12 protein-coding genes are annotated in these 11836 nt (G+C 76.2%); 4 read left to right on the top strand and 8 right to left on the bottom strand.

Annotated elements, in window-relative coordinates:
* Nucleotides 1–26: 26 nt before the first annotated feature.
* Nucleotides 27–683, bottom strand: coding sequence for a permease (locus ACI799_RS09820; RefSeq protein WP_456612976.1), 657 nt, complete (start codon nucleotides 681–683; stop codon nucleotides 27–29).
* 250 nt (nucleotides 684–933) lie between these two features.
* Here ACI799_RS09820 and ACI799_RS09815 point away from each other — a divergent pair, with 250 nt between their 5' ends.
* The 3 genes from ACI799_RS09815 to ACI799_RS09805 all read left to right on the top strand — a co-directional run bounded on the left by ACI799_RS09815 (nucleotide 934) and on the right by ACI799_RS09805 (nucleotide 3519).
* A complete protein-coding gene (locus ACI799_RS09815) occupies nucleotides 934–1218 on the top strand; it encodes a BatC protein (protein ID WP_456612975.1) in 285 nt (94 codons plus the stop codon).
* Between the two features lie 68 nt (nucleotides 1219–1286).
* Nucleotides 1287–2537, top strand: a complete 1251-nt coding sequence (locus ACI799_RS09810; protein ID WP_456589480.1) for a cupin domain-containing protein — start codon at nucleotides 1287–1289, stop codon at nucleotides 2535–2537.
* Nucleotides 2538–2550: 13 nt separating this feature from the next.
* Nucleotides 2551–3519 (top strand): sucrase ferredoxin, encoded by a 969-nt coding sequence (locus ACI799_RS09805; RefSeq protein WP_456589481.1) that lies wholly within the window; start codon nucleotides 2551–2553, stop codon nucleotides 3517–3519.
* A 10-nt stretch (nucleotides 3520–3529) separates the two neighbouring features.
* Here the strand turns inward: ACI799_RS09805 and ACI799_RS09800 are convergent, their stop codons facing one another.
* The 4 genes from ACI799_RS09800 to ACI799_RS09785 all read right to left on the bottom strand — a co-directional run bounded on the left by ACI799_RS09800 (nucleotide 3530) and on the right by ACI799_RS09785 (nucleotide 6682).
* Nucleotides 3530–4717, bottom strand: a complete 1188-nt coding sequence (locus ACI799_RS09800; protein ID WP_456589482.1) for an alkaline phosphatase family protein — start codon at nucleotides 4715–4717, stop codon at nucleotides 3530–3532.
* Entirely contained in the window at nucleotides 4714–5451 is a 738-nt protein-coding gene (locus tag ACI799_RS09795) for a class I SAM-dependent methyltransferase (protein WP_456599773.1), read from the bottom strand. Before ACI799_RS09795 ends, ACI799_RS09800 begins: the two co-directional genes overlap by 4 nt.
* A gap of 67 nt (nucleotides 5452–5518) precedes the next feature.
* Nucleotides 5519–6004, bottom strand: a complete 486-nt coding sequence (locus tag ACI799_RS09790) for a VOC family protein (protein WP_456589484.1) — start codon at nucleotides 6002–6004, stop codon at nucleotides 5519–5521.
* Between the two features lie 66 nt (nucleotides 6005–6070).
* The gene (locus ACI799_RS09785) at nucleotides 6071–6682 is read right to left on the bottom strand and encodes a GDSL-type esterase/lipase family protein (RefSeq protein ID WP_456612974.1); all 612 of its coding nucleotides are present in this window, start codon (nucleotides 6680–6682) and stop codon (nucleotides 6071–6073) included.
* A gap of 134 nt (nucleotides 6683–6816) precedes the next feature.
* On the opposite strand from ACI799_RS09785, the gene ACI799_RS09780 reads away from it, so the two are divergent.
* Nucleotides 6817–7002: a hypothetical protein gene (locus tag ACI799_RS09780; RefSeq protein WP_456597237.1), complete on the top strand. Its 186-nt coding sequence runs from the start codon at nucleotides 6817–6819 to the stop codon at nucleotides 7000–7002.
* Between the two features lie 13 nt (nucleotides 7003–7015).
* Here the strand turns inward: ACI799_RS09780 and ACI799_RS09775 are convergent, their stop codons facing one another.
* From ACI799_RS09775 to ACI799_RS09765, 3 genes are read right to left on the bottom strand one after another with little or no spacing between them, the layout of a single operon-like run.
* Nucleotides 7016–10795, bottom strand: a complete 3780-nt coding sequence (locus ACI799_RS09775) for a DNA polymerase III subunit alpha (RefSeq protein WP_456612973.1) — start codon at nucleotides 10793–10795, stop codon at nucleotides 7016–7018.
* On the bottom strand, nucleotides 10792–11301 hold the full coding sequence (locus ACI799_RS09770) for an SAV_6107 family HEPN domain-containing protein (RefSeq protein ID WP_456612972.1): 510 nt from the start codon (nucleotides 11299–11301) through the stop codon (nucleotides 10792–10794). The genes ACI799_RS09775 and ACI799_RS09770 overlap by 4 nt, the downstream gene beginning before the upstream one ends.
* Nucleotides 11301–11624 (bottom strand): DUF6504 family protein, encoded by a 324-nt coding sequence (locus ACI799_RS09765; protein ID WP_456589489.1) that lies wholly within the window; start codon nucleotides 11622–11624, stop codon nucleotides 11301–11303. Before ACI799_RS09765 ends, ACI799_RS09770 begins: the two co-directional genes overlap by 1 nt.
* Nucleotides 11625–11836: the final 212 nt, after the last annotated feature.

Raw genomic sequence — 11836 nt, 5'->3', positions numbered from 1 at the left:
GACCGGCGCGCCCCGGCCCGCCGAGGTCAGCGGGCGACGACCTCGGTGTCCTGCTTGCCCGGCCACATCTTGGCGCCGATCACCCCGCCGAGCGCGGAGGCGATGATCGACAGACCCAGCCCGAGGACCGCCCAGCTGGCGGCCGAGCGCGCCGTCTCGGCGGCCTGGCCGGCCTGGATGTCGGGCAGGTTGGCCTGCTGGATGCCGGCGACGTCGGTGACCACGCCGGCCAGGGAACCCAACAGGGCACCGCCACCGAACAGCGTCAGCAGCACGATGGTGACCACGGTCAGCGCCCACACCAGGATGCCGTGGAGCAGCCCCTCGCTGACCCCGCGCCACAGCGCGGTCGCCCCGGCGGTGAGACCACCCAGGAAGAGTGCGAGCAGCCCGTTGATGCCGCTGATCAGGTCGGCGTTGTTCCCGTCACCACCTCCCATGTCCCACCAGCCCAGGGCCAGCGTGGCCAGCTGCAGCAGCAGGAAGGTGGGCACCGCGACGATCAGGCCGGCCCAGACCGGGCCCCAGCGGACGCGGTCACGGCGCGTGGGCGGCGTCTGGTGGTGCGTGTCCTGGAGGCCTACGCGGCTCGCCCCTTCGTCCCTGGCCGGGTCCAGCCGGCCACCCGACGTCTCCCGGGTCACGTCGGCGCTCGCGCCTGTCTGCGTACGACCCTCTGTCATGACATCTCCTCCTCGTGCGTCGTCTCGTGCCTCTGACCCCTCAGAGGTGCCCCTCAGGGGTGGACCCACACGAGATGCCCGCCAGGAAGGAGACGACTGCACCGGACGCCGAGCCGTCACGCGATCGTGACCCTCCCCGCACAGCGGAAACCGCTGGCCGGACGGCAGGTGTCAGACCCGGGTGAGGGAGGTAAGCAGCGACGCAGGGGCGGCCGGCCGGCCGCCCCTGATCGACCTGGACGGAGATGCCATGGCGCTCGACGACGACGACATGACCAGCACGGAGGGCCCGGCCGACGGCGGCGCCTCGGGCACCCCGGGCGCCCATGACGGTGGCGCGGACGGCGGTGCCGACAGCGGCGCGGACGGTGGCGCCGACGGCGGTGCCGACAGCGGTGCCGACGGCGGCGCGGACGGCGGTGCGGACGGCGGTGCGGACGGCGGCGCGGACGGCGGCGCCGACAGCGGCGCGGACGGTGGCGCCGACGGTGGCGCGGACGGTGGCGCCGACGGTGGCGCGGACGGTTCGGCCTGAACGAGTACCCGACCCCGCGGGGCCGGACGGAGCCACAGCTCCGCCCGGCCCTGCGGCGGTGCACGAACATGGCCCCCGAGCAGTTCGCCCGGGAGCACTGGGCGCGGCGCCCGCTCCTGACCCGCGCCGAGGACACCGGCAACTCCTTCACCGACCTGCTCGACCTGCCGGCGGTCGACGAGCTGCTCTCCCGACGCGGCCTGCGCACACCGTTCCTGCGGATCGCCAAGGACGGCGCGGTCGTCGACGCGAAGCGGTTCACCACGTCGGGCGGGGCCGGCGCGGAGATCGCCGACCAGGTCTCCTCGGACGCGGTGCTGCGGCTGTTCGCCGACGGGAGCACCGTCGTCCTCCAGGGGCTGCACCGGCTCTGGCCGCCGCTGATCGAGTTCGCCGACCAGCTGGCCGCCGACCTCGGCCACCCGACGCAGGTCAACGCCTACGTCACCCCGCCGTCGTCGCAGGGCTTCAGCCCGCACTACGACGTGCACGACGTCTTCGTGCTCCAGGTGGCCGGTGAGAAGCACTGGACCATCCACGAGCCGGTGCTGCCCGATCCGCTGCGCACCCAGCCGTGGAACGACCGCGCTGCCGAGGTGGCCGCGGCCGCCGAGCGGGCACCGGTGATCGACGCGGTGCTGCGGCCCGGCGACGCCCTCTACCTGCCGCGTGGGTTCCTGCACTCGGCGAAGGCCCTCGGCGAGATCAGCGCGCACCTGACCGTCGGCATCCACTCGGTGACCCGCTGGGCGGCGGCCGAGTCGGTGCTGGACCTGGTGCGCACGCTGGCGGCCGAGGACCGCGCGCTGCGGAGCTCGTTGCCCCTCGGCGTCGACCTGTCCGATCCCGACGCCCTGGCCGACGACGTCGCCGCCGTCGTCGAGGGACTGCGGGAGTGGCTGGGCCGGGTGGACCCGGCCGACGTCGCCGACCGCCTGCGGGCCCGGACCTGGGCGCAGGTGCGGCCGGAACCGGTCGCACCCCTGGCGCAGTCCGTCGCCGCGGCCGCGCTGGACCCGGGGACGGTGCTGCGACTGCGCCGCCACCTGCGGTGCACCCTGCGCGACGCCGACGACGGCCGGGTGACCCTCGTGGCGGGCCGGCGCACCCACTCCTTCCCGGAGGACGCCCGGGCCGCGCTGACCGAGCTGCTGGCCGCCGGCGAGCTGAAGGTGGGCGACCTGCCCGGCCTCGACCCGGCGGACCGCCTGACGCTGGCCCGCCGGCTGGTGACCGAGTCGATCGCCACCGTGCCCGACGCGACCCTGCCCGCCACCGGGCACGGCGGGCGGGGGGCGGCGTCCGGGGAACCCCGGTGACCCGGTGGAGGGCGTGACCGCACCGGACCCGGCGGGGAAGGACGACTTCTGCCGCACGGAGGTCCCCGCCCGCCCGCCGGGCCGGCTCGACGCCGGCCGCTGCTCGGTGCAGGCGCTCGAGCGCGGCGACTCGGGGGTGGGGACGGCCTCACCGGTGTCCCGCTGGCTGCTGGTCGAGCAGCCGGGGCCGTGGGGACGGCAGGCGCTGCTCCAGTCGAGGTTCGACGCACGCGTGGCCCGGTTGCTCGCCGAGCGGGCCGAGCGGGAGGGGGTCCGGGTCCTGCTGGTCCGCCGGCCCGGCGACCGGCTGGCCGACTCCGGCCGGCGCTGGGCCTACGCCGACAGCCGGCTGGGCCGGGAGGGGCTGTGGTGGTCGGTGCGCTCGACCGACGCCGACCTGCTCAGCGCGCCGTGGGACGGGTCGGTCGGCGAGCCGGCGTCCGGGCCGGCCTACCTGGTGTGCACGCACGGCGGCCACGACGCCTGCTGCGCGCTGCGCGGCCGTCCGCTGGCCCGTGCCCTGCCCGCGCCCGGCCCGACCGACGTGTGGGAGTGCAGCCACCTCGGGGGCGACCGGTTCGCGGCGAACGTGCTGGTGCTGCCGCACGGCTTCTACTACGGGCAGGTCCCCGGGGACGGCGGGCTGGTCGTCGCCGCGCACGACCGGGGGCAGGTGGCTCTGCCGTGGTTGCGCGGACGGGCAGGGCTGCCCGCACCGGTGCAGGCCGCCCAGCACTACGCGCGCGAGGAGCTCGGCGTCCTCGGCGTCGACGAGCTGCCGCCGGTCCGCTCGACCCGGCGGGAAGCGGCGGACCCGGGCGCGGAGCGGTGGGAGGTCATCCTGACCGGCCCGGCGGGGCCGGTCACCGTCACCGTGGAGAGCCGGCCGTCACCGGAGACGGTGCACCTCACCTGCTCCGCCACCACGGCCGGCCGGGTGCGCACCTGGCACCACCTGTCGCTGTCGGCACCGCCGGGCTGACCCGCCCGGCTCAGCGGAGCGCGCGTCCCCGGGCGGCGAGCAGCGGGATCGCCAGCTCCGTCGCGGTCAACGACCCGTGGTAGGCGGCCAGCCGGCTCGGCCCCGGCTCCAGCCGGGGGCTGACCAGCGCCCAGCTACCGCGGGCCAGCGCCACGACGTCCCCGATGCGGGCCGCCAGCGCGTCGTCCACCGGCCCGAAGATTCCGCTGGCGACGGCCTCGTCGCGCCCCACCACCCACGCCCGGTCGCCGAGGACCCCGCGCCAGCGGGCCAGCACGTCGGCCTCCGCCCCGGGCTCGGTGTGCACGTACCGGGCGCGGGGTTCACCGGCGAGCACCCGCACCCCGTCGGCGAGGTCGGGCTCGTCGTCGAGGTCCAGCCGCGTCGCGGCGGGGACGTCGAGCATCCCGTGGTCGGCGGTGACCAGCAGCGCGGCGTCGTCGGGCAGGCCGTCGACCAGCTGCGCGACGACGCGGTCGACCAGGGCGAGCTGCGCGCGCCAGCTGGGCGAGTCGACCCCGCGGACGTGGCCGGTGAGGTCGAGCTCGGCCATGTAGCCGTAGACCAGGGACCGTCGGCCCGCCTCCAGGCCCGAGCGCATGAGCGCGGTGAGGTCCCCGGGCCCCACCGCCCCGGTGTACTCGGCCCCGCGGTAGGCGGCCACGGTGAGGCCCGATCCCGCATAGGCCCACGGCCCGACGGCGGTGACCGCCACCCCGTCGGCGGCGGCGCGCTCGAAGACGGTGGGCTGCGCCTGCCAGTCGGCGGGGTCGGGGTCGTCGGTCCACTGGGTGTGGTTGAGGGTGCGTCCCTCCCCCGGCACCTCGGTGACGAAGCCCAGGATCCCGTGGCTGCCCGGGGGCAGTCCGGTGCCGATGGTGGTGAGGCTGACCGGGGTGGTGCTGGGACAGGGCGCCTGCAGGGTTCCGGCCGGGCTGCTCATGCCGGCCAGCGTGGGCGCCAGGTCGGCGTGCGCCCGGACGAGGTCGGCGCCCAGGCCGTCCACGAGCAGGACCGCCACGCGGCGGGCCCCGTGCAGCGCGTCGGCCAGGCCCAGCGGGTCGGCGGGCAGGTCCCCCCGGGGCACCGGCGTCCCCAGCGCCGCCGCGACGCCGGGCAGCACGTCGGCGAGGGTGGCGACGCCGTAGGCCGGCCGGTGCAGGTCGGGCGGCAGCACGCCGTCGCCCTCCCCGGTCACGCGCGGGTCGCCAGCAGGTGGAGGCCTGCGGCGACCTCGCGGTAGGGCGAGGTCTCGGCGAGCGCGAGCTCGAGGTCCCGGACGGCGGCCGGATCGGCCCCGGAGGCGGAGTCGAGCAGGTCGGCGACGACGGAGACCCCGCGCCAGGCGCCGGGGGTCAGACCGGCACCGCCGACGAGCGCCAGGAGCTCGTCGGGGCTGAACCGGCGGCGGAGCGGCCGGCCGGGGTGGGCGTCCTGGTCCCGGAGCTGGGCCAGCGCCTCCGCGGGGTGGCCGCCGACGGCTCGGGCGAGGACCGCGCCGGCCCGGTTGGCGACGGCGAGGCTCACCCGGCCGCCGGGCCGCAGCGCGCCGGCGATCTCGGCCAGCGTGACCCCGGGGTCGTCGACCACCTCGAGCACCGAGTGGCACAGCGCGAGGTCGTACCCGCCCTCGTCGTCGGCGAGGACCTCGTGCAGCAGGTCGCCGTCCCCCTGGACACCGCGCACCCGCCCGCCGACACCCGCCGTCTCGGCACGCCGGCGCAGGGTGGCCAGGGCGTCGGCGCTGGGATCGACGACGGTGACGGTGTGCCCCAGGCGGGCCAGCGGGACGGCGAACATCCCGCTCCCCCCGCCGACGTCGAGCACGCGCAGCGCGTCACCGGCGTCGACCAGCGGGTCGAGCGCGGCCCACACGGCGGCGGTGCGGGCGGGCAGCTGCTCCGCGGTCGGCGGAGCGGGAACGGTCGGCACCCACCGGAGCCTAGTGGCGGAGCGCGGCGCCCACCGCTTCCCCGCCGGTGGGCGCCGCGGGCCCGGGCTACGCGTCCGCGCCGTCGGCGGCCCGCCGGATCTCGGCCAGGTCGATGCGGCGCATCTGCAGCATCGCCTGGGTGGCACGCTGGGCGCGGCCGGGGTCGGGGTCACCGAGCAGCGTCATGAGCTCCGCCGGGATCACCTGCCAGGAGACACCGAAGCGGTCCTTGAGCCACCCGCACATGCTCTCCTCGCCGCCCTCGGTGAGCCGGTGCCAGTAGTGGTCGGCCTCCTGCTGGTCGGCGCACATGATCTGGAAGGAGACCGCCTCGGTGAACGAGAACTCCGGGCCCCCGTTGAGCGCGGTGTACTCCTGGCCGTCGAGGGTGAAGTCCACGGTCACGACGTCGCCCTCCTTCATCGGTGGGGGCAGGCCGGGCCCATAGCGGGTGACCTTCCCGATGCCGGAGTTCGGGAAGACCGAGGTGTAGAGCGCCGCGGCCTCCTCGGCGGTGCCGTCGAACCACAGGCACGGGATCTGTTTGGGCATGGCCGGTCCTCCTTCGCGCCGGCCGGATGCCGACGTCGGTGGTGGGACTGCCGCCGGCGCCCTGACTCATCGGTCGTCGCGCAGGCCGGTCCAGGCCGCCCATGCGGGCCAGAGGAGGTCGGCGTAGCGCTGGTAGCCGGCGGCGCCGGGATGCGCGCCGTCGCCCTCGGCGACCTCCCGGCGCCAGGTGGCGCTGCCGGTCAGGGATGCCAGCACGCCGGCGTAGGGCACTCCGCGGGCGGCGCAGAGTTCGCCGAAGCGGACGTCGAGCGCGGCGATGCGGTGGTTCTGGCCGGCGTCGGCGACCGGGGGCGGCCCCACGACCAGCACCGGCCACCCGGCGTCCGCGGCCGCGGCCAGCAGCTCCGCGAGCACGGCGACGGACGCGTCCTCGGGCACGCGCGGGCCCCCGGCCTCGACGGTGGTGTCGTTCACGCCGAAGGCCACGACGACCCGGCGGTCGTCCCCGGCCGACAGCCGCGGCCGGCACTCCGCGGACCACCGGGCGAGGACGTCGGCGCTCGTCTCGCGGCGGACGCCGAGGTTGTACGCGGCCAGCGGCAGGCCGGCGCCGTGGCTGCGGGCGCACAGCCGGCCGACCCAGCCCCGGTGCTCGGGATCGCCGACCCCGGCGACGAAGGAGTCACCGATGAAGCAGACGCGCAGATCACGGCTCACCGGGCCCATCGTGCCGATCCACCTCCCGGCCGGCGGCGGGGCACCCGCCGACCGGATCGCCCGTCGTTTACCGGGCCGGCCCCCGGGGGCACGGACCCGTCGTCAGCACCGTCGAACCCTCGCGAGGAGTTCCCATGGTCAGGGCCCCCCGCCCCCGCCTGGTCCGCCGGACCGCGGCCGCGTTCGCCATCACCGCCGCGTCCCTCACGACGGTCGCCTGCGGGGACGACGTGGTCGACGACGACGTGGAGCAGAACATCGAGCAGGGCGTCGACGACGTCGAGCAGGAGGTCGAGGACGCCACCGACGGCGAGGGCTGAGCGCACTGGTTCCTCAGTGACCGGAGCTGCCCGGGCTGGAGTGCCAGAGCTTGCGGGGTGGCGCGGCCGCGGCCCGCCGGGCGGCGCCCTTGGTCTCGTCGCCGGCGGGCTTGATGTCGGCGTAGGGCGACATCCGGAACCCGGTCGGGTGGACCAGGACCGGCCGCACGACCACCGGCCGGGAGCCGTGCGAGGCCGCGGCCCCCGCGATCGCCTGCTCGGTGTACTCCCCCGGAGCCGCCATCAGCTCGGCGACCGACTCGAGCCCGCCGGCCTCCCAGGCCTCGTGCAGCGCCGGGAGCTCCCACGCCCCGGTGGCCCGCAGCGACACCCCGCGCGGCCCCGTCCGGCGCAGCACCCCGCGGATGACCAGCAGCCACGAGTGGAAGACCGTCGCGGCGTAGGGGCCCTGCGCGTCCTCGAAGAAGGTCGAGTCGGTGCAGCCGGTGCCGTCGTCGAGGGTCACGAACACCACCCGGCGCCCGGACCGGATCGGCGGGGTCTGGGTGGCCACCTTGACGCCGGCCACCAGCACCTCCGCGCCGCTGCGGCAGCCGAGGAGCTCACCGGCCGGCACCGCGCCGAGCGCCGACAGGAACGGCCGGTAGAAGTCGATCACGTGCCGGCTGGCGTCCAGCCCGAGCACCTCCAGCTCTGCCCGCACCAGCTCGGCGTCGGTGAACTCGGGCAATCCGCTGCTCTCTGCCCACTCCGGGCCGGCCGGCTCCCCGGCGGACTCTTCGGACAGCTCCAGCCCCATGAGGTCCAGGCTCAGCTGCCCGTCGGACGTCGCCCGCGCGCCGCTGCGGCTCCACCGGTCGAGCTCGCTGATCTGCAGCAGCAGGTCGCGCCGGGTCACCTGCCGGCGCCGGCGGGTCGGCCGGCCGGCCTCCCGGTCCCGCATGCCGAAGCCGTAGAGCGAGTCGAAACCACCGGCCAGCACCAGCCGCTCGACCACCGGGCGGGACACCGACGCCCGCGCCCAGAAATCCGTCAGTGACCGATAGGGCTGGCCGGCGACGACCCGCGCCACCTCGTCGTCGGATATGCCCTTCACGTCGGCCAGCGACAGCCGGATGCCGTACCGCGTCGGGTCGGGCATCGCCGCGGGCATCCACTCCGGACGCCGCCAGCCCGAACTCTCAGCCTCCACCTCACGGTCAGGGCTCGTCGCGTCGTCGTCCACGTCGTCGTCCGCGACCAGCCGTTCGACGCGGTAGCTGCCGGTCGAAGCGTTGACATCCAGGTCGAGCACCCGGATGCCGAAGTTGCGGGCGTCGTCGAGGATCAGCCGCTTCGGGTACATGCCGGGGTCGTGTGTGAGGACCCCGGCCAGGAAGGCCGCCGGGTGGTGGGTCTTCAGCCAGGCCGACTGGTAGGTGGGGAGCGCGAACGCCGCGGCGTGGGCCTTGCAGAAACCGAACGACCCGAAGGACGCCAGCACCTCCCACACCCGCTCGGCCACCTCCACCGGGTAGCCGGCAGCCAGCGCCCGCGGCACGAACCACGCCCGCACCTCCGGGTGGGCGTCCTTCTCCCCCAGGGCGCGGCGCACCTCGTCGGCCTCGGCCAGCGTGCAGCCGGCCATCCGGGCCACCACCTGCAGCACCTGCTCGTGGAAGACGACCACCCCGGCGGTCTCGGCGAGCGCGAACTCCAGGTCCGGATGGGGGTACTCCACCTCGCGCCAGCCGTTCCGGGCCATGAGGAAGGGGGTGACCATGTCGCTCTTCACCGGTCCGGGCCGGAACAGCGAGATGTCGATGATGATGTCCTCGAACGTCCGCGGCCCGAACTTGCCGACCAGCTCGCGCTGCCCCGGCGACTCGATCTGGAACATGCCGAGCGTGCGGGTGCTGCGGATCAGCTCGAAGGTCGTCGGGTCGTCCCGCGGGACGGCGTCGATGTCGACCGCCTCCTCGTCGACCCGCTCGATCTCGTCGAGGGCGTGCGCGATCGCCGACTGCATCCGGATGCCGAGCAGGTCCAGCTTGAGCAGCCCCAGCTCCTCGACGTCGTCCTTGTCGAACTGGCTCATCGGGTAGCCGAGGTAGCTGCTCTCCACCGGGGTGCGGTCCAGCAGCGTGGCGTCGGAGAGCAGCACCCCGCACGGGTGCAGGGCGATGTGCCGGGGCAGCCCGTCGAGCCGGGACACGAGGTCGAACAGCAGGTCGAGGTCGCCGGTGCCGCCGGCGCGGCGCGAGCCGTACCGGCTGGCCCGCAGCTCGGGGAGGTCGCGCAGCGCGGCGTGCACCTGATTGGCCCGGATGTGCGGGAACGCCTTGGCGACGGCGTCGACCTCCGCCTGCGGCAGGCCCAGCGCGGCCCCGACGTCGCGGATCGCGTGGCGCACCCGGTAGGTGTCCATCATCGAGATGCAGCTGACCCGGTCGGCGCCGAAGCGGTCGATCACCGCGTCGTAGACCTCCATCCGGCGCGCGGACTCCACGTCGATGTCGATGTCGGGCAACTGGTGGCGCAGCGGCGAGAGGAACCGCTCCATCAGCAGCCCGTAGCGCAGCGGGTCGACGTCGGAGATGCCCAGCAGGTAGGTGACCAGGCTGCCGGCGCCCGAGCCGCGAGCCGCCGCGCGAACCCTCAAGCTCTTGATGAGGTCGACCACGTCCGCGACGGTGAGGAAGTAGGACGGGTAGCCGAGGGAGTCGATGACCCCGAGCTCCTCCTCCAGCCGCTGCCGCACCCGGGTCGTGGGCACCACGCCCCGCCGCCCGAGCCCCGCCTCGCACCGGGCGCGCAGCACCTGCGCCGGGCCCATCCCCCGCTCCGCCGGCGTGGTGACGACGTCCAGCTCGGGGTACCGCACGCTGCCGATGCCCAGGTCGCCCGCGGGGTCCACGGCGCACTGCTCGGCCAGCCGGGCGGTGCGCTCGAGCAGCCGCAGGGCGGCGTCCCGGTCGGGGCCGGTCAGGTCCTCGGCGACCTCGGCCATCTCCTTGCCCGACTTCAGGTAGCCCTCGGCCGTGGTGCGGTCGACGTGCCGGGCGCTGAGCGGGACCAGCCGCCGGGCGGCGTCCAGCACGTCGGCGGTCGGGGCGTCGAGGGCGTCGACGTACCGGACCGCGTTGCTCAGGACCACCGGCGCCTGCTGCTCGGCGGCGAACCGGAGCAGCGCCTGGGCGCGCTGCCGGTCACCCCGGCCCCGGTGGTGCACCACCTCCAGCGCCAGCCCCGGCCCGAAGACCGCCCGCCAGGCGTCCAGCTGCTGGCCGGCCAGGTCGGCCCGACCCGCCAGCAGCGCCCGGCCCACCGGGGAGTCGGGACCGAGCAGGGGGACCAGCCCGGAGGCGTGCTCGGCGGCGATCGCCAGCGAGCTCACCGGCTCGCCGCGGGTGCCGCGCAGGTGGGTGGCGCTGGTCAGCCGGCACAGCGACCGCCAGCCGGCCCCGTTCCGCGCGAGGAAGGTGACCCGGGGCAGCCGCGGGTCGACGTTCACCCCGCCCCGGGCCGGGGTCCGGCGCGGGGGCGCCGCGGCCCGCGACCGCGGGGACCGGGCTGCGGAGGGCTCCTCCCCCAGCACGTGCGCGAGCGCCGGCGGCACGCTGGTACCCAGCGCCGGCGCCACCGCCAGGTCGACCCCGAAGATCGGCCGCACCCCGGCCGACCGGCAGGCCAGCGCGAACTTCACCGCGCCGTAGAGCCCGTCCCGGTCGGTCAGGGCCAGCGCCGGCATGCCGTGCTCGGCGGCCCGGGCCACCAGATCGGCGGGGTGGTTGGCCCCGTACCGCATGGAGTAGCCGGAGGCGACGTGCAGGTGGACGAAGGGGTCACTCACGTCCGGGACCCGGTGGACCGGGACCCCGACCGGGACGGCGCCCCGCCGACCACGTGCGGCCTCGGGTAGCGGGGCGGCTCGGGCGGTGCGTCGACCCCGAGCCCGGCCTCGACCACGGCGAGGAAGCCCCGCACGTCACGGACCAGGTCGTCGGCCTCCCGCTCGGTGACCGCCCGGGACAACCCCGCCTCCGCCGCGGCGCGTTTGGCCGCACCGGCGGCGAAGAAGGTGGCCCACTCCCCCAGTTCGGGGGCGACCTGCCCCAGCAGGACCCAGGCGCTGCGCGGCCGCCGGCGGCCGCCCTCGGGACGGGTGCGGGCGGCCAGCACCGCGGCGGCGGCCCGGAGCGCCGCCAGGTGCGCGGTGGCGTACCGCTCCCGCGGATCGGTGGCCGCGGCCGCCTCGGCCAGGCCGCGGTGCGCCTGGCGGAGCAGCCCGGCGGCCGCGGCGGGCAACGCGGGCGGCAGCGGCAGCTGGCCGGCCGGCACGGCTCGTACGGCGCCCATCAGTCGTGCACCCGGACGAGCCACCAGCGGTTGCCGGCGGCGTCCCACGTGAGATCGTAGACGCCGGCGAAGCTCATCCGGGACCGCCCGGCCCGCACCGCCTCCACCCGCCAGACCTCACGGGGCGCCACCAGGTCGTCGGACGCACCGCCCGCCTCCGCGTCCCGCAGCCACCACGGCGCGGTCTCCAGCCAGGAGTCGAGCAGCTCGCCCACGACGTACCGGGACTGCCCGCGCCAGAACTGCACCGGCCCCAGCGGGCCGCGCTCGACCTGCACCTCTTCGCCGGCCCGACCGACGACCTCACCGAGCACCCGGCTCATGACAGCCTCCCCACGCCTCACCCCGCGCGCACGCCCGCCACCCCACCGGCGGGGAAGAGAGCCGGGAAGGACGGGCCGGTCGTCGTTCGAACACGCGTTCGAACGACGACCAGTAGACCCGAGCGCCCACCCCTCGTCAAGCCGGGCCACGGCGTGTCCGTCGACCGCGCCCGCACCCCCCGCCGGACGGGACACACCGGGCGCGCCTCTTT

This window comes from Blastococcus sp. SYSU DS0753 (genome assembly GCF_054051175.1).
The sequence above is the reverse complement of the archived record's forward strand: the minus strand, read 5'-3'. Positions and strand labels throughout refer to the sequence as shown.